Raw genomic sequence first — 16,174 nt, 5'->3', positions numbered from 1 at the left:
CTCCCCCAGCATGAGTCACGACCGTATTCACGCACGGGAGCCCGCTCACCACCGTGATCGGTGGTCGGTCGGGACTATCGCGTCGGTCGCACAGCGGGACGGCCACTGTGTCGTCACGGTCACCCCCGAGGAGGGCAAGACGATAGACCTCGTCGTCACGCTCGCCGTTCGCGACCTGTTCGTGAGTCGGCTAGATATCGACGAGGAGGAGTCACCCGTCGGCGAGCGTGTCTGGTACCGGAAACACGGCGGTCACACGTCCCAGCCATAGACCTGGGATACGTTTCTCACGATCACATCCACGGCTTTCCGACCGCCTGGGAGCGTTTCCCAGACGGTCAGTGGCCCGACACAGTTCGACGAAACCCGACAGGTGTGTTCCGGCTTCAAAATCAGCCGACCACTAAGCGGCGCCGGCCCGGCGGCCCTTAGCTTCCTCGGCTACGCACTCACACCGCTGCTATCACTGCTGGGATCTGGTGATTCGGGACGCGCAGCGCGTGTAACAGAGGTTCACCCATTCGGGGTTTTTTAGGGGGGAATGGTACCTGCCCAGCGAGTTCGTGTTCAATCACGCGACTCCAACTGCTGCTGAGTGCGTCTTGACTCGTCTCCCCACACTTGACGATCGGCATTACGTAAGCGTAGTTGTGCGCGTATAGCAGCTCGAGGCAGGTGCTGTTGTAGAAGCCGCGGTCGAGGTAGACGGCCTTGACCTGCACGTCAAGGTTGGGGTGATAGGATTTAGTCCCCAGTCGCCGCGCAGTTGTTTGGGCCGAGTTCCAGTTCTGTCGTCGCCGCCTCATCGGCGGCGTCCCGGCCGACATTGATATCGATAATCCGCTCGTAATTCGGTGGCTTCTCCGGGAGGGCTGCGGTGAGTTGGCGCACGAACGTCTCGCGGTCGACGTTCAGCAGTTCGAGTTCTGTGCGCACCTGGCCGATGGTCGTCGAGACGGGTTCACCGGGGGTCACGTCGGTCGTCCCGTCGGCTCCGATGGAGAAATGGCCCGGCAAGACGGTGACCGAGTCGGGTTCGGCTAGCAGCGTCCGGTGAAGCGACTCGTAGAGCAGTTTTGCACCGGCGTCGGCGTCACTGTTGCCGAACTGCAGTTCGGTACGGCCGACCGAGTCGACGAACAGCGTGTCGCCCGTCAGGACCGCCTCGTCGTCCACGAGATAGCTCACGATTTCGGAGGTGTGGCCGGGCGACGGGACGGTCTTGATATCGTGGTCGCCGACCGCGACGACCTCGTTTCGCTCCAGCGGCCGGTAGTCGTAGGCGACGCCGCGATCGGCTGCGTCGGCTCCGAGATAGTAGGTCGCGCCGACGTGGTCGGCGAGTTCACGCCCCCCTGAGACGTGGTCGGCGTGGACGTGCGTATCGAAGACGAACTCGATCGAATAGTCCCGGTCGGAGGCCGCTGCGGCTACCCGTTCGACGTGTCGCGTCGGATCGACGACGGCCGCCAGGGACGACGCCGGATCGCCGATCAGGTAGCTCAGACAGCCCTTCGCACGCCGCTGGAACTGGACGATTTCGACGTCACTCGCCGTCGGTATCTCGACGACGTCGTACACTTCGCTCCAGCCTTCCATGCCGTCCTCGACGACGGTGACGTTCTCGTAGCCGGTGTCTTGGAGTTGTTTGGCGATGTCGAACGACGAGATGCCCTTCGCACAGATGGTGACGATCTCGTCGTCCGGTGTGAGTCCCGTCCGCGACCGAAACTCCCCGGCGTCGAACTCGGAGTCGGGGTCGTACGTGTACTGGAGCGCGTCCCGGATGTGCCAGGCCTCGTAGCTCTCCTCGGGACGGGTGTCCAGCAGTGTGAAGGACTCTCCCGTGTCGATCCTTTCTCGAAGCCGTGAGGCTGTGATCGTTTCGACCATATCGCGTAGATAGGCACCGCGTGAGGTTATAGCCCAGGTCGTTCCATGTCAGCAACCGGTCGGCGATCGTGTTCTGCAGCACCTCGCTGGTTCCCTCGTAGATCTCGTCGAGCGTGGCGTCCCGGTAGAACCGCTCGATCAGGGAAGTCCGTCGTGTAGCCGTAGCCGCCGTGGATCTGGATGCCGCCTTTGCGACCTCTCGGGAGAGCTCCGAGGCGTACAACTTGGCCTGGGCAGCCTCTTTGATGAAGTGCTCCCCACGGATCTTCTTCTCCGCGGCCTGGTGCATGAGGAGCCGGGCGGCTTGGATCTTGGTGTCCCTGTCCGCGAGCTTGTGCTGGATCGCCTGGAAGTCGCCGATAGGCTCGTCGAACTGCTCGCGCTCATGGCTGTGTTTGGGTGCCGCGTCCAGTGCGGCGTGGGCAATACCGACTCCGGGTGCGGCGATGGTAATTCCAAAATAACAGCACACGATCCCCTCATCGGATAGAGAGCGTTGGTTGCCTGGACGTTCGAATCACGCGCTCGGTGGTACTCCCGAGATGGACCTCGCTCGTGCGACCATGTGCGCCCAGCGTGACGAGGTCCACGTCGTTCTCGTCGACGTAGTTGAGGAGTTCTCGGGACGGCCGTCCACGCCGGATCGGCGTCTCGACGTCGACTCCTCGTTCTCGGCCCATCGCTGCGATCTCCTCGAGCGCGGTGTTCCCGCTCTCTTTGAGGAGTCCGACGATGCTCCGGGGGACGTCCTCGTAGGCGTATGTGTTCGTGTCCACGACGTAGAGGGCGTGAACCGTTGCACCGTACATCTCGGCGATGTCGATGCCCTGTTGGGCGGCGACCATCGCCCCGTCACTCCCGTCAGTAGCCACGAGAACATTGTCATAGATTTCGTAGTGGTTCGCCACATCGATGTCGATGTCCTCGCGGAATCGGACCGTCAGCACGGGCACGTCGACGTTTCGAACGACTCTGAGCGTCGTACTGCCGAGGTCCGGTCCGACTCCGGCTCGACCGTGCGTTCCCATCGCCACGAGGTCGATGTCCTGTTCGTCGACGTAGTCGAGTATCTCCTCGTAGGGCGTTCCCTGCCGGAGTTCGTGCTCTACCGTCAGATCGAACTCGGCGGCCGTCTCGGCGATGTCGGTGGTCGCTCGTCGTCCCAGCTTCTCTGCTGAGGACCGCAGTTGCTCGTGCGCCGAGGCGTCTGTAACGGCCGAGAACTCGCTCTCGTCGGTCACGTACAGCGCGTGAACCGTCGCGTCGTACGTCCGGGCGAGTCCGAGCCCGTGGCTGACGGCCTGTTCGGTCTCGATGCTTCCGTCCGTCGGAATGAGAATGTGGTCGTACATGGGTTCCTCTATTGGTATCTACAGTTCGCGGTAGCACGTACTCACGAGCATGGAGACGACACGGGAGGCCTATTCCCCTCGTCGTCTACCTGGAGGAGCTTGGCGGTGTACTGGGCGTGGAATCGGGCGAGGCTGTTCAGGAGGTTGAGCGCGACGAACAGGAACACGACACCGACGACGGCGGCCACGAGTGCCTCCGGGAACGTGTCTACGACCCACGGACCGACGGTGTACTCGCCGTCGACGACCACCCCACCGACTCCGAGGAGCACATCTGGATCGTCGTAGATGAACGGGGCTGCCAGGAACGCACCCGTAACGGCACCACTGACGCTGAGTGCGACGAACGAAAGCAATCCGAACCCGAACTTCGCCAGCACGAGGACGACACTCGTCCAGGTTGTCCGGGCCGTTACGAGTCGTTTGACGGCGTCGACGAACCCATTCCCCGGGAAGACGAGCCCGCCAGAGATGTCAAACTCTGCGAGGAACGTCGGTACCGAGGCGGTCACGCCACCCAGGTATCTGGCCAGCACGGCTTCGAGGCCAGCGACAGCCGTCGCGGCAAAGAGCGTCACGAGGAGGATCGGTAGCCCGATCCACGTGATAAGCAACCCGACGCCGAGCGCCACGCCGAAGACGAGACCGACGAAGTACACGAGTCCGAGCGGGAACGCGAGAGCGAGATACAGGAGGTTCTTGTACGTCTGTACCTGGAGGGGAGCACCGAGGCTTCGCCGAATGGTCGTAGAGAGTGTAGACTCAGCGGCTCCCGAAGACTGGCTGGAAGCGGGATTCGAGGCCATCACGTATGGATATGTAAATCCAAATTATATTAGTTCAGAAGGCGGTTCTCAGCCCGCTGGAACAGGGAGTGCACTCTATTTTGTTGCCAGTTCGACCATCTATATAGCATGGTCGAACGAACCGAACTCAAGAATGCAGCCATCGGCGCAGTGGTAACGATCGTCCTCTCGTTCACGGGCTTTTCGGCGCTGCTCGGTGGGGGAGTTGCGGGCTACCTGCAGAAGGTACCCCCGAAGCGCGGTGCGAAGACCGGTGCCATCTCTGGTGGTATCGCGGTCGTTCCGATACTCTTCGTGCTCGTTCTGGGCTTCGGGCTCTTCCTCTGGCAGCCTGGAGCGCTAGGGGTTCCCGGGGGCGTGGAACTCGCCATCATCCTGTTCGTCATGTTCCCGCTGCTGTTTGCCTGGATCATCGGATTGAGCGCGGTCGGCGGCTATGTGGGCGCGTACCTCTACTCGAACGCGCAGTCGAAGAGCCGTGAATCGGGAGCTCCGAGGGAGTGATAAGCACGGTAGAAACCGAATCAACTGCCCAATACGTCTTCTTATATCACCTATCGCTTAATCCAAAGGATAGTTTTGTAGAAAACCATCATTCTAGTAGGAGGGCTCTGGCAAAGTCTCGAAGTACGATTTCTTGTAGAAGACGTTCTTCGGGGTCGGGAACGACACCACCATTTAAAATCCTGAAATTCCAATATTCGAACATTATGGAACGCCAAGAAGCCAAATCCCGTCTGGAATCCAGGTTACAATCTACCGTCGAAGACAACTCCGACCTCCACTCCGCGTACTTGTTGGTCCATTCCGACAGCCGTGACCTTCACTGGAATCTCGCCACTGGTCAGACGGCGGGTATCGAAGCCGCTCCAGAGCAACCATACTACGCGGCCAGCATTGGCAAGACCTTTACCTCGACAATCGTGGCTATGCTCGCCGACGACGGGCAACTGAGCGTCGATGACCCGATCTCGAAGTACCTGTCAGAGTCACTTCTCGACGGTCTTCACACGATCAACGGCACAGACTACACAGACGATATCCGCATCCATCATCTCCTCGGTCACACGTCCGGACTCCCGCATTCTCTTCCCGAAGGCGGGAAGATGTTCTTGAACACCCGATTGGAAGAATCCTCCGAGGGGAACACACTGTTCGACGAAATGTTAGAGGAACCGGACCGGATATGGGAGCCGGAAGAGACGATCGAGTGGGCAAAACAAAATCTGGAACCGCACTTCCCGCCTGGGGAGGACTGCTACTATTCGGAGTTCGGGTACAACTTGCTCGGGTTGATCATCGAAAGCGTGACTGAGCAACCGTATCACGAGGCGCTCTCGGAGTTCCTGTTTGATCCGTTGGGGATGGAGCATTCGTACTTACCGCCGTTCTCCGACCCTGCTGTCGAAAGTGAGCTTCCTACGGCCCCGTTTTACATCGACGAGACGAGGATCGACGTGGACGACGTGCCCTCGTTGAGCGCGTTCTACGCCGGTGGGCAGACGGTAAACACCGCAGAAGAACTATTCCGGTTCCATCGGGCCTTGGTCGAGGGGGAGCTCGTAGCCGAGGAGACGCTCCAGGAGATGCAGCAGTGGAACAAACTGTGGCAGGGAATCGACTACGGCTACGGCATCGTCCGCATCCGTCCGTTGCCGTTTCTCAAACGCTTCCACTCGTGGGGCGGATTGGGTGCGAGCAGTGCGTTCATGGTGTACAATTCCACAATCGACGTCTATCTGATCGGGACCTTCAACCAGTGGTCGTACATGCGCAAGAGCATGATGTTCCTCCTCCGAACGCTGCGTTCGATTTCGAAGGTGGAGCGAGCCGGACAATAGCTCTAGAGGGGATGAAAACCCACGTTTCGAGTTCGCAGTCAGGAGCCCTCGTACCAATCTTGGGCATATCGGTGAGTAATCGATATGGTAGCTATAGTGTACAGCAGCTTCACGAACACAAGTACCCAGAGAAGAGGATTTCAACAGGGTCACCTTAGTATATCACTATATTGAACGGGCATAGACATGATGGAAAGAAAGTTACAACAGACTTCGGTAGACATTCAAATAGTATTGCGGTTCCTTGTCCTCACATTTGCCATCTCATGGGGTGGTGTGACTGCGCTCTATTTTGCCGATGTCGATCTCGGAAGTAGTGCCGGGCAAGGCGTTGGCACTATCATCTTCATGGGAGCCCCTGCCATCGCGGCGATCACACTCCTGCGTTTTCGCCGAGTGTCCATTCGGAAGGGATCTGGTCTTTACCTCGGGCGCATCCTGTGGGTTGCCCTTGCGTGGGTAGCACCGGTTGGGCTGACCGCCGCGATGATTGGCGTCGGTCTCATGCCTCCGGATACCACATTTACGACCGATTATTCGGCGTTCTTGATTGAACTCGGTTTCACAGAGGCAGAAGCCGTGGACACGATCGCAGAATTGGAGACGACCGGCGTTCCGGTAGTGATTCTCTTGACCGGTCTAGGACTGGTCCTCGGAGGAACGCTCTTTGCGCTCGCCGCCTTCGGCGAAGAACTTGGCTGGCGGGGGCTGTTGCTCTCGGAGTTGGCACCACTCGGATTCTGGAAACTGTCGCTCTGGACGGGCCTAATCTGGGGAATCTGGCACACCCCGCTCATCTTTCTCGGGCTCCAGTTCCCGGACGAGCCAGTGGTCGGGATCTTCACAATGACTATTGCGACCCTGGCATGGTCGCCGATATACACATACCTGACCGTCCGGGCCCGGTCGGTGCTCGCCGCGACGTTTTTCATGGATCATTCATTTTTGGTGTATTTACGTCAGTGTTCCTGACAGGTAGGGGAGAACTCGTGATTTCTCCCTTTGGAGTCATCGGAATCGTGTCCGCACTGTTTGGCATTGCAGCGTGTGTAGCACACGATCGGCTCCTCGCTGACGAACAAATCACGATGGGTGAACCACTGAGCCCCTGGTCCCGCACTGAAGCGTGAAACTGCAGTGGTCGTTTGAAGAAGTAACGGAAGCGTACGCCGCTACCCGTAGTCGTGAGGGCTTCCATCTGCCAACCGAACGGGATCCCCTGGGTCACAGTGGGGGCGGCTCGGAACACGGTCGTTGAGATTCGTTCCGACCGGGAAGTGTCGACGTGTTTGAAGACCCGTGGCGTCGTCTCTTTGCGTATGCAGACGTTCGACGCTGCTCGCACAGAGGCCGCAATACACCGGGAATTCCCGGCGTACGGTCCGATTGAGGCCATCCTTGGGTACGTGCTGTTCTACGTCTTGGTCGATCGGGCGACGCCGGTCGTCGTCGAGACGTTCAGCGAAACCGTGCTCGACCTGTCGTCGTCGTTCCTCGAGTTCGGGCTGGCGATGGCACTGTGGTTCGTCCTCGCCGTGACTGCCGTCGACCAGGTGCGTCGTCAGTTAGCGGCACTCGGACTCGTCTCTTATGATGAGTATCAGCTCCGGGTGTGGTCGCGAGTGACACCCTCATCGCTGCGAACCACGGGCTACCTCGTAGCTGTCGTCGTCGGGGGTGGCGTCGCGGTCCTGACCTTCCAGCGTGCGATTGAGACACTGGTGTCGCTAATCCCTCTTTTCGCCACAGTGGATCCTGCTAGATTCGACATCATCGGTCTTCTCGCGATGGTCGCGTTTTTTGTCGCGTACGGTATAGCTACCCATTCTCTGGACAGGCTGGTCATCGGGGCGATTCACGCACTCTCAGCGGACTGAACAGATCTCCGAACGTAGCTACTGACGACCAGCAAACAATAAATCGACAAGAACTAATCGACATCGCGACGATCCGACTGAGTGCCCTTCTCCTAGGCGAGTCGACGTTTTTCGTTCGATCCGTCGACGCTCCGGCGCTTGTTGACGCCACCATCGAGACGACGCCGCCGGTCGATGCGACGTAGCGGCCGACACTCCGCCGGGGGAGTTCGAGACCGCGTTTCTGTCTTGGCAGTGGCTGGGGCCGGAGTCCCCGACGCTCGTGTACCACTACGGCAGCGGAGAGCGACCGTTCGATGTAGGACGGTTCAGCACGACCTCATTTCGGCGACTGTTCCTCACACTGAAGGAGGATCTCCCCCTCAATCTGATCGCGCCAGCCGACCTCCTCGCCAGCGACGCTCGTGACCAGCACGTAGACGAACCCGATAACCAGGATCGGTGGGTCGGGGGTCGACAGCGCGAGGCTCCCACCGAGTGACCGGTAACCGCTGACGGCGAGCAGCAACAGCACGGGACTGAACGCGAGGGCGAGCAGGTACCAGCCGAGACCGGCCCGCCAGTCGACGAGTCTGGTTCCGAGGTCACGGAGCCCCTGCTCGCCGGTGAGGACGGCCGTGAGGACGAGGCCGACGATAGTGGGTGCGAAGCCGCCGATTTTCTCGATGGGCCCGGCCTTGACGAGACCGAACGCGACCGGCCACCAGATTCCCCGGGTGGTGAGCACGGTGACACAGACGAACGCGGGGACTGGCCGCTCTCGAACAACCGTCTCGATCCGATCGGTTCATCGCGCCACTTCCCGTCACCCCCAGATGGAGTTCACGAAGAGTGCCAGTTTGTTCGAGCAGTAGTGCGCCACGATTGGAGCCGCGAGCGTCCGTGATTTCATGAACAGGAGCCCGTAGAGCAGTCCTTTCGCCGTCTGCTGTAGTCGTCCCAGTGCGATGATCGGATCGCCGCCGTCGGCCACCCAGAAGAAGCCAAAGAAGTCGTTTGGCACGTGACTGAGGCCGAACAGGACGCCCGAGATGATCCACGCACGCTCCTGGGTGACGACCCGCTCGAGTTTCGTCTGAAGAACACCTCGGAAGAGAAATTCCTCTTTGAACACCGGCGTGTAGAGGCCGAGCAACAGTGCGGCGGCCGATTCGGTTCCGCTGAAACCGAACGCGAGCGGTGCGAGACCGAAGAGGACACCGACGCTGACCAACAGAAGCGTGGGTCGCCAGGCGGCCGGTCGCCGAAACCCCAAGTCGGCGAGCGATCGGCCGTGGACGCCGAGTTCGAGGACTGCGGGAACGACGATTGCTGTCAGCGCACCGAGTAGGAACACGAACCCGAACGTCTGACCGCCGATACTGGCGAACACGGGGTTGTAGGAAAGCACGTCGCGGAAGAGCAAAATCGGGTACGTGACCGCGCCGGCTGTCAGCGCGAACAGAACCCCGACCTCAAGGAGTTCGCGACGACGCTCGATTGTCGAGGGCAGGCGTTCCGGATAGGGCCCGCCCCAGCGGCGGGCGATGTCGACGAACGCGAGTGCTCCGAGCGCACCCCCGAAGAGCTGCACTGCCGAAGTCATTGTCGCGATATGATGAATCCACGAGTCATGAAACCACGCCTCCCCCGAAGGGGATGTCGGTTCCTGCCCAGTGGGAACCACCAGCAGCAGTTATCCTCTGGTCGATCGTCTGTTCGTCTGGTGAATACGATGGACAGGCAACTCCGCCGGTGGCACGTCCTCGCGACAGTCGCCGTCCTCGTTCTCGCCGCCGTCTCGTCACTGGCCGGGCTCTTCCGGCCGGGTCACTACCACGCCGCACTCGTCATCGTCGAATCCTACCGGATGCAGGACCTCACGATCCTCGTCGGCGGGATTCCTGTCCTGGCGGTCGGACTCTGGTACGCGATGCGGAGCTCGCCCCGTGGTCGCATCGTCTGGCTCGGTGGGCTGGCGTACATGACCTACATGGGGGCCTCGATCGCCGTGCAGATCCCGTTCAACGCGTTCTTCCTCGTGTACGTCGCGCTGTTCGGACTCTCGCTGTTCACGTTCCTCGGCGGGATGGTGACGACCGATGCCGATGCGATCCGCGAAACACTCGATGGGCACCTCAACACGACACTGTATAGCGTGGCGCTCGTGGTCATCGGCCTCGGACTGGGCGCGCTCTGGCTCTCGGACCTCGTACCGCCACTGCTCAGCGGAACGGAACCGTCACTGATCGAAGAGTCGGGCCCGCAGGCGATAGTGACACATGTCATTGACCTCGGGGTCGTCGTCCCGTCGATCTTCGTCTCGGCCGCGTGGCTGTACCGGGAACGCACCTGGGGCTTCGTCTTCGCCGGTGTCGAACTGGTCCTCGGCGCGACCCTCGCTGCCCCGATCGGGATCATGACAATCGTCTTCATGGCTGGCGATACTGTCACCATCAGCCCCGTGGCGGCGTTCTTCACGTTCCTGCCGATACTCGTCTCCACGTTGTTGGCCGTTACATACCTCCGTTCGATGGGACGACGGCCGGAGCCATCGACAGAGAGTGATCGCGGTCACTCCGTCTGAGTGGGCGATTCATCACGGGAGGGACGGTCCAGGATCGCTGTGGAGAGCTGCTCGATTACGCTATCTGTCGGGTATCCGCTTCCGATTCTCGACCGACGGACGTTTTCGAGAGCCGCACGCTCGCCACGAGGACGATGACTACGAGTGCGAGCGCCGGGACCTGGAACGGGAATATCTCGTCGGCGAGCCCTAGGAACTCGCCACTTAGGTTCATCACCGAGTGTATCAGCAGGACCGCGAGGATACTCCGGTCCGTGTTGTTGTAGATCCAGACGAAAACGAGCGTGTGCAGGACGATACTCGGCAGCCACCACCACAACTGGGGATCGTAGCTGGTGTTCGCGTAGTAGCCCGGAAAGAAGACGAACGCGGCGTGCCAGGCGGCCCACGTGCTCCCGTTGATGACACCGGCGACGAGCGGGCTGAATCGGTCCTGCAACCGGTCAAGGTAGTACCCGCGGAGGCCGATCTCCTCGATGGCGGGGAACAGCAGGCCGAGTGCCAGCATGAACCCGAGCGTCGCGGGATTGGTCAGGACTCCCTAGACCACGCTGATCGGTCGGTCGGTGACGCCCAGCGCGATTGCAGCCCCGGCTGTGAGGAGGTTGAACGCTGGCCAGAACAGGAGGACGACGACCCACCACCGGCGCGAGATGCGGTTCACGTCGACGAGGCGTCGACCCAGATCATTGACCCGTTCCCTGCCTCCGGTGAGCCAGGCCATCGTGACGCCGGCCAGCAGCGGACTCGCACCGCCGGCGAGGAACAGGATCAGGTTGGTCCCTTCCCAGACGGACGTGTTCGAGCCGAAGATGGGGCCCAGAACAGGTAGGCCCAGCCGAGATAGAGGACGGGGAACCCCCACGGTGTGCTCGACCGTGCCAGCGTTCCTATCCGGTCAGTCATCGGCACCATCCTGCTCTCCCTCTCGAACTGTATTGTATCGCCGACATAGGAACACAGGCGTCCATCGGAGGCAAGGAAACCACCGCAGTGCTACACGGTTCGCCCCTGCTCGAGGAGCTCCCGGATGCGGCGGAGTTCGCCCAGCATCTCGGTGGACGAAGACGACGTCGTCAGCGACAACGAGTCCCTGCTCGGGGCAGCCGTTGAGTATGTCGAGTGCCGCTCCTATAACAGATATCGCCATGCGAGATATATCAGTACCCCAGGGAGCGCGATTAGGACCGAAAGTAGCAATGATTGGATAACAAGTAGGCCGTAGACGAGTATACCGACCACGTAGAGGGCCGTAATTGCGATTGCCACTCTGTTGGTCGTTTGGTCGGAGGCCATAGGCCCACTCCTGTTCGAAGAGCAAAATTACTATTGCTAGGTCATTTGACCTGAGGGTGGTTCGCACTCTCAGCCCAGTACGGTCAGGGACTGACCGTGTCTTGAGTCACCAAGCGGTTCTCGGTTGGCGAGAGTGTTGGCCTGCGTTCAATATCCCCGAGTGCGTCTCTCTACGTATGAGACCTCAAAACGAGTGGTTCAAGCCCGAACAGTTGCGGCGGTACTACTTCGCGTACGAAGTGATCGCCCTGGCGGTCGTCCTGGCCGTCGTGGGTATTCTCGCTATCACGGGTATCCTCACCGCGATCCAACCGTGGGTGTTACTGGGCGGTGGCGCGGTTCTGGTGGTCGTCTTCGGCTATCTGACGTGGTGGATTCCCACGTTCTACCGAACGGCCGACTACCGCTTCACCGATGACGAGATCGAGTATCGGCGTGGCGTCTTCTTCCAGCAGAAGACCACCGTGCCCTACAACCGCATCACGAACGTCGGCATCTCCCAGGGGCCGATCCAGCGCCTCGTGAACGTCGGCTCCGTCGGCATCCACACCGCTGGCTACGGCGGACAGACGGGTGCCGAACTGACGATCGGTGGCCTCGGTGACTTCGAAGACATCAAAGACCAGATCCTGGCCGAAGTCAGAGGCCGTCCCGCGAGAGCGACAGAGGGCGACGACTCCATGGACTCGATCAGCATCCGAAACGTTCCCGACGATGAGTCCAGTGAGATGCTCGGAGAGATCCGTCGCATCCGGGAACTCCTGGAGCAGGGTCGAACGGCGTAACCAGCGCTACTGACCTCCACTTCCGCCAAGCGAGAGACCTATCGAAGATTATGTCGTGACATCCGGCCCAACTCTCACCGGGAGGGGGCCGATTGGATCGGAAACCACCTCCAGACGTCAAAACAGTATCTACAATCGAGCGACACCCCAGAGGGTGTGCCAGTGGATGTAGTAGACCAGTCGGAACGCGTACATGGTGATCTCCCGGCCGCTCAGGTGACTCAGAGGGATCACACAGGAAAGAGAATACAGCGGCCATCGACCCAGATCTACCGCTTCGAGCGGGGTCTTCCGAGGCAAATGGCGATTACTTGATCGAAATCCCGCCGAAGGAGACGAATCCAGTGACGATCAGGTCCGGCTCCGCTTTCACCTCGGCACCAGATGGCCGCCTGGGACGCTCGTCCTCGACCGCGCCGAAGATCGGAAGGGCATCGATGTGGACTACCCAGTCCTCGGGTACCTCGAGTTCGACGCCACCGAACAACACCGTCGCGGTCACGACGGCGGGTGGGTCGTCGACCTCGACCTCTCGGAGATCAACCTCCACCCCACCAAACACCGCCGTGGCGCTCCCACCCCGGAACGAGGTGGACGCGACACGCTGGTCGGACCCGCCGAAGATCCCGATCAGGTCGAAGTCGTCGGTCGCGACCGATGGAACGCGCCGACTCCGACGCCAGTGCCCGAACAGGAGTGAGAGGCCAAAAAGCACGATGAGCACCGGCCACCACGACGCGATGACATCCCCCGTGATGATATCGAGTACGAGGAGCTGGACAGTGCCTGCGATGATGATCAGGATGATCGGTCCGGTGATGTTCCGAAAGCCGCTGCGGTAGAGCGCCCACCCCCCCAGCAGAATGAACAGCGATGGGACGTAGCGCCAAAGGATTCCAACGTCGTAGACGCCTGTCGTACTAAGGAGCAGGAGGACGCCGATGATCACGATGACTGCACCGGTGAGCGCCTGCGTCGAGACTCGCCCTCGGACCATGCCTGTTCAGACGCTATCCAACCTCTTCTACGCTTGCGTCTGATGAATCGAAGACCAAGACGAGACAGGGGTGGACTGTATCAACTGTGTTAGAAAATCAACGTGGGGTTCCCACATCGTCTCGTCGACGACCGGGTCGAGGTCGTCGTGGACCGCGTCACGGACGTCGACACCGACGCCCAGCGCCTGACCTACCGGGACGGTGGCGGGCCGCGACGCTACGACAAGCTCGTCCTCGCGACCGGGTCGACGCTGGCTCCGGACGAGATCCCCGGGCTCGCCGAGGGTGGTCACGACTACTACTCCGAGGAGGGCGCACTGGCGCTACGGGACGAGTTGCTCGCGTTCGCCGAGGGCCACCTCGTGCTGAGCGTCATCGGGTCGCCGCACATGTGCCCGGCCGCCCCACTGGAGTTCGTCTTCATGGCCGACGACTGGTTCCGCAAGCGCGGGCTCCGCGAGGACATCGACATCACGTACACCTACCCCATCCAGCGGGTTCACGGCAACCCCCACATCGCGGAGTGGGCTCGGCCGCTGATGGAGGACCGCGACATCGCCATCGAGACGTTCTTCAACGCCGAGGAGGTCGACGCCGAGAACCGCGTCGTGACCTCGATGGAGGGGACCGAACTCGACTACGACCTGCTGGTGAGCATCCCGCCCCACCGTGGCGTCGACCTCGTAGAGGAGGCCGGGCTGGGCGAACGGGGCTGGGTCGCGGTCGACAAGGAGACGCTGGAGGCAGAACACGCCGACAACGTCTACACGCTCGGTGACACCGCCGACGCTGGCGTGCCGAAGGCCGGCAGTGTCGCCCATTACGAGGCCGGCGTGGTGGCCCAGCGCATCGCCAGCGAGCTACGGGGTCGACCGGCGACGGAGACCTACGACGGGAAGACGCTCTGCTTCGTCGAGACCGGGATGGACGAGGCCTCGTACGTCGAATTCGACTACGAGAACCCGCCCTCGCCGGTGACGCCGTCCCGGAAGCTCCACTGGGCGAAGCTCGCGTACACCGAGTCCTACTGGCTCACCGCACGGGGACTGCTCTGACCATGGCAGACGACGAGGACACCCGGACCGAAGCGGGCGACTCCGGAGAGACGACCGGGGCCGCCGAGACGGTCGAAGCGGATACCGAGGAGGCGACCACTGTCACGGACGAGCTGTCGGGCCGCGAGCAGCTCGAGGCCGCTATCGAGGAGAACTCCGAGGCCGTCGCCGCGTTCGTCCAGCGGCTGGACGCTGTCAACGAGCTGTTGGACGTGCTGGCGCTCGCCGAGAGCGTCGGTGCCAACGGCGACGAACTGGCCGACACGATGGGGACGCTGGTCGAACTCCAGCGCAGCGGGGCCCTCGACGAACTGGCCGAGCTGACCGGCGTCCTCTCGCTGTTCACCGACGCGATGACCGACGAGATGGTGGTCGAGCTGGCCGGTACCGGGTCCAGCCTCGGTGAGCTGGCAGATACGGCGGCGGAACCCGACACCCGCGACGGGCTCGTCCGGATGCTGTCGGCGGTCGGGACTGCGGAACGGACCGAGCCGGCGGCTACCAGCACCCTCGCGCTCCTGAAGTCGCTCCGCGACGACGAGGTCAAGCAGGGGCTGGCCTACGTGATCGCACTCGCGCGAGCCATCGGGGCGAGTAGTTCCGACGCATCGGAGACGGACTGATACCCGACGACGACCCATCCGCCGGGTGAATTGCACGTATTGGGAAATGCCAACAATACTATGGCCACCCATCGCCACGGTACACGTATGCGCGCAGTGTACGCCACGGACCTGTCCGACGCCATCGAGACCGCCATGAGCTCCCGCATCTGCCTGGAGTGTCTGGAGCGCTACGGCATCACGGAGATCCATCTGGTCCACGTCACCAGCCCGAACGTGACGACCGGGATGCCGGGCAGCGACTTCGGGAAACGGGCCCGGAAGGGGCTCGAGCGACAGCGTGAACTACTGGAGGCCGAGGGATTCGACGTGGAGACCCACGTCGTGCGCGGGACGCCCCACCGCCGTATCAACGGATTGGCCGAGCAGGTCAACGCCGACCTCATGATCGTCGGCTCGCGCGGCAGGAGCCCGCTCCGCGAGCGGTTCATCGGCGGCACCGCCCGGAACGTGGCCCGCACCGCCGTCCGCCCGCTGCTGGTCCAGCGCATCGTCGAGGACGAGGACGGCCACGAGGTCGCCAACGAGCACCTGTTCCAGCGGGTGCTGTACGCGACGGACTTCTCCGAGAACGCCGAGCTGGCGTTCGATCAGTTCCGCAACCTCAAGCGGGCGACCCAGGAAGCAACACTGCTCCACGTGGCTCCGCCGGAACGCCGCTCGGACCCGGAGCTCGTAGAGGACGCCGAGGAGCGTCTCGCGGAGCTCGCCGACCGGCTGCATGGGATGGGTATCGAGACGCGGACGATGGTCCGCGAGGGCGAAGCGGTCGGGGAGATCCTGGCCGTCGAGGCCGAGGTCGACCCGACGACCATCCTCATGGGAGCCCGTGGCCAGAGCCGCCTCCGGCGGCTCCTGCTGGGCAGCACGTCCGAGGACGTGACCGCCCGCGCGAACTCCAACGTCCTGCTGGTCCCGCCCACGGGCCTGCGCTGAGCGAGCCGTCCGCAGTTCCCCCCGCCCGGGCGCACAAACACTCTCTTCTCGCGTGCCGCGTCGACAGATGATATCGAGCCGGTCGACGGCTGTCGCTTCCGGGGATTACGTCTACCGGGCCCTCTTGCCGTGTGGCAACCCACACT

General features: G+C 61.8%; 17 protein-coding genes and 3 pseudogenes. 10 read left to right on the top strand and 10 right to left on the bottom strand.

The features are described from left to right. Positions 1-10: 10 nt before the first annotated feature. A complete protein-coding gene (locus WDJ58_RS25275; protein ID WP_338918366.1) occupies positions 11-271 on the top strand; it encodes a hypothetical protein in 261 nt (86 codons plus the stop codon). 265 nt (positions 272-536) lie between these two features. Here the strand turns inward: WDJ58_RS25275 and WDJ58_RS25270 are convergent. From WDJ58_RS25270 to WDJ58_RS25250, 5 genes and pseudogenes are all read right to left on the bottom strand, one after another. Next, positions 537-728: pseudogene (locus tag WDJ58_RS25270) on the bottom strand (ISH3 family transposase); the annotation flags it as partial. 16 nt (positions 729-744) lie between these two features. Next, a complete protein-coding gene (locus tag WDJ58_RS25265; RefSeq protein WP_338918364.1) occupies positions 745-1,893 on the bottom strand; it encodes an MBL fold metallo-hydrolase in 1,149 nt (382 codons plus the stop codon). Between the two features lie 109 nt (positions 1,894-2,002). Further along, a pseudogene (locus WDJ58_RS25260) lies at positions 2,003-2,365 on the bottom strand (acyl-CoA dehydrogenase family protein); the annotation flags it as partial. Positions 2,366-2,372: 7 nt separating this feature from the next. Further along, positions 2,373-3,245 (bottom strand): universal stress protein, encoded by an 873-nt coding sequence (locus tag WDJ58_RS25255; protein WP_338913585.1) that lies wholly within the window; start codon positions 3,243-3,245, stop codon positions 2,373-2,375. A gap of 41 nt (positions 3,246-3,286) precedes the next feature. After that, positions 3,287-4,051, bottom strand: a complete 765-nt coding sequence (locus WDJ58_RS25250) for a sensor domain-containing protein (RefSeq protein WP_338918362.1) — start codon at positions 4,049-4,051, stop codon at positions 3,287-3,289. A 108-nt stretch (positions 4,052-4,159) separates the two neighbouring features. Between WDJ58_RS25250 and WDJ58_RS25245 the strand changes: the two genes are divergently transcribed. The 4 genes from WDJ58_RS25245 (at position 4,160) to WDJ58_RS25230 (ending at position 7,769) form a co-directional block, all read left to right on the top strand. After that, on the top strand, positions 4,160-4,555 hold the full coding sequence (locus WDJ58_RS25245) for a DUF5518 domain-containing protein (protein WP_338918361.1): 396 nt from the start codon (positions 4,160-4,162) through the stop codon (positions 4,553-4,555). 206 nt (positions 4,556-4,761) lie between these two features. After that, positions 4,762-5,892 (top strand): serine hydrolase domain-containing protein, encoded by a 1,131-nt coding sequence (locus tag WDJ58_RS25240; RefSeq protein WP_338918360.1) that lies wholly within the window; start codon positions 4,762-4,764, stop codon positions 5,890-5,892. A 186-nt stretch (positions 5,893-6,078) separates the two neighbouring features. Next, positions 6,079-6,864, top strand: coding sequence for a CPBP family intramembrane glutamic endopeptidase (locus tag WDJ58_RS25235; RefSeq protein ID WP_338918359.1), 786 nt, complete (start codon positions 6,079-6,081; stop codon positions 6,862-6,864). Between the two features lie 347 nt (positions 6,865-7,211). Then, a complete protein-coding gene (locus tag WDJ58_RS25230) occupies positions 7,212-7,769 on the top strand; it encodes a hypothetical protein (protein WP_338918358.1) in 558 nt (185 codons plus the stop codon). A gap of 319 nt (positions 7,770-8,088) precedes the next feature. On the opposite strand, the gene WDJ58_RS25225 is transcribed toward WDJ58_RS25230, so the two are convergent. Then, on the bottom strand, positions 8,089-8,496 hold the full coding sequence (locus tag WDJ58_RS25225) for a hypothetical protein (RefSeq protein ID WP_338918357.1): 408 nt from the start codon (positions 8,494-8,496) through the stop codon (positions 8,089-8,091). Between the two features lie 78 nt (positions 8,497-8,574). After that, complete coding sequence (locus WDJ58_RS25220; RefSeq protein WP_338918356.1) at positions 8,575-9,435, bottom strand: CPBP family intramembrane glutamic endopeptidase; 861 nt, start codon at positions 9,433-9,435, stop codon at positions 8,575-8,577. A 48-nt stretch (positions 9,436-9,483) separates the two neighbouring features. Between WDJ58_RS25220 and WDJ58_RS25215 the strand changes: the two genes are divergently transcribed. Next, positions 9,484-10,335 carry a hypothetical protein gene (locus WDJ58_RS25215; RefSeq protein ID WP_338918354.1) on the top strand — a complete coding sequence of 284 codons (852 nt, stop codon included), beginning with the start codon at positions 9,484-9,486 and terminating at the stop codon, positions 10,333-10,335. A gap of 55 nt (positions 10,336-10,390) precedes the next feature. Here WDJ58_RS25215 and WDJ58_RS25210 read toward each other — a convergent pair whose 3' ends face one another. Together WDJ58_RS25210 and WDJ58_RS25205 are read right to left on the bottom strand one after the other, a co-directional pair. Further along, positions 10,391-10,843 carry a CPBP family intramembrane glutamic endopeptidase gene (locus tag WDJ58_RS25210; RefSeq protein WP_338918353.1) on the bottom strand — a complete coding sequence of 151 codons (453 nt, stop codon included), beginning with the start codon at positions 10,841-10,843 and terminating at the stop codon, positions 10,391-10,393. A gap of 33 nt (positions 10,844-10,876) precedes the next feature. Continuing rightward, entirely contained in the window at positions 10,877-11,200 is a 324-nt protein-coding gene (locus WDJ58_RS25205) for a hypothetical protein (RefSeq protein WP_338918352.1), read from the bottom strand. A 607-nt stretch (positions 11,201-11,807) separates the two neighbouring features. Here WDJ58_RS25205 and WDJ58_RS25200 point away from each other — a divergent pair. Next, on the top strand, positions 11,808-12,416 hold the full coding sequence (locus tag WDJ58_RS25200; RefSeq protein WP_338918351.1) for a PH domain-containing protein: 609 nt from the start codon (positions 11,808-11,810) through the stop codon (positions 12,414-12,416). A 307-nt stretch (positions 12,417-12,723) separates the two neighbouring features. Here WDJ58_RS25200 and WDJ58_RS25195 read toward each other — a convergent pair whose 3' ends face one another. Beyond that, a complete protein-coding gene (locus tag WDJ58_RS25195; RefSeq protein ID WP_380661958.1) occupies positions 12,724-13,413 on the bottom strand; it encodes a LiaF transmembrane domain-containing protein in 690 nt (229 codons plus the stop codon). 120 nt (positions 13,414-13,533) lie between these two features. On the opposite strand from WDJ58_RS25195, the pseudogene WDJ58_RS25190 reads away from it, so the two are divergent. The 3 genes and pseudogenes from WDJ58_RS25190 to WDJ58_RS25180 form a co-directional block, all read left to right on the top strand. After that, a pseudogene (locus tag WDJ58_RS25190) lies at positions 13,534-14,469 on the top strand (NAD(P)/FAD-dependent oxidoreductase); the annotation flags it as partial. 2 nt (positions 14,470-14,471) lie between these two features. Next, complete coding sequence (locus tag WDJ58_RS25185) at positions 14,472-15,092, top strand: DUF1641 domain-containing protein (protein WP_338918349.1); 621 nt, start codon at positions 14,472-14,474, stop codon at positions 15,090-15,092. An 87-nt stretch (positions 15,093-15,179) separates the two neighbouring features. Continuing rightward, positions 15,180-16,028, top strand: coding sequence for a universal stress protein (locus WDJ58_RS25180; protein WP_338918348.1), 849 nt, complete (start codon positions 15,180-15,182; stop codon positions 16,026-16,028). Positions 16,029-16,174: the final 146 nt, after the last annotated feature.

The sequence above is a fragment of the Salinirubellus litoreus genome (assembly GCF_037335815.1).
GTDB classification, from domain to species: Archaea; Halobacteriota; Halobacteria; order Halobacteriales; family Haloarculaceae; genus Salinirubellus; species Salinirubellus litoreus.
Note: the sequence above shows the minus strand (reverse complement) of the source record. Positions and strands in the feature narration are given on the sequence as shown.

Bases quoted from the DNA above. Each gene is read 5' to 3' on its own strand.
- WDJ58_RS25275 (WP_338918366.1), top strand. From the start codon at position 11: ATGAGTCACGACCGTATTCACGCACGGGAGCCCGCTCACCACCGTGAT.
- WDJ58_RS25265 (WP_338918364.1), bottom strand. From the start codon at position 1,893: ATGGTCGAAACGATCACAGCCTCACGGCTTCGAGAAAGGATCGACACG.
- WDJ58_RS25255 (WP_338913585.1), bottom strand. From the start codon at position 3,245: ATGTACGACCACATTCTCATTCCGACGGACGGAAGCATCGAGACCGAA.
- WDJ58_RS25250 (WP_338918362.1), bottom strand. From the start codon at position 4,051: ATGGCCTCGAATCCCGCTTCCAGCCAGTCTTCGGGAGCCGCTGAGTCT.
- WDJ58_RS25245 (WP_338918361.1), top strand. From the start codon at position 4,160: ATGGTCGAACGAACCGAACTCAAGAATGCAGCCATCGGCGCAGTGGTA.
- WDJ58_RS25240 (WP_338918360.1), top strand. From the start codon at position 4,762: ATGGAACGCCAAGAAGCCAAATCCCGTCTGGAATCCAGGTTACAATCT.
- WDJ58_RS25235 (WP_338918359.1), top strand. From the start codon at position 6,079: ATGATGGAAAGAAAGTTACAACAGACTTCGGTAGACATTCAAATAGTA.
- WDJ58_RS25230 (WP_338918358.1), top strand. From the start codon at position 7,212: ATGCAGACGTTCGACGCTGCTCGCACAGAGGCCGCAATACACCGGGAA.
- WDJ58_RS25215 (WP_338918354.1), top strand. From the start codon at position 9,484: ATGGACAGGCAACTCCGCCGGTGGCACGTCCTCGCGACAGTCGCCGTC.
- WDJ58_RS25210 (WP_338918353.1), bottom strand. From the start codon at position 10,843: ATGCTGGCACTCGGCCTGCTGTTCCCCGCCATCGAGGAGATCGGCCTC.
- WDJ58_RS25200 (WP_338918351.1), top strand. From the start codon at position 11,808: ATGAGACCTCAAAACGAGTGGTTCAAGCCCGAACAGTTGCGGCGGTAC.
- WDJ58_RS25195 (WP_380661958.1), bottom strand. From the start codon at position 13,413: ATGGTCCGAGGGCGAGTCTCGACGCAGGCGCTCACCGGTGCAGTCATC.
- WDJ58_RS25185 (WP_338918349.1), top strand. From the start codon at position 14,472: ATGGCAGACGACGAGGACACCCGGACCGAAGCGGGCGACTCCGGAGAG.
- WDJ58_RS25180 (WP_338918348.1), top strand. From the start codon at position 15,180: ATGCGCGCAGTGTACGCCACGGACCTGTCCGACGCCATCGAGACCGCC.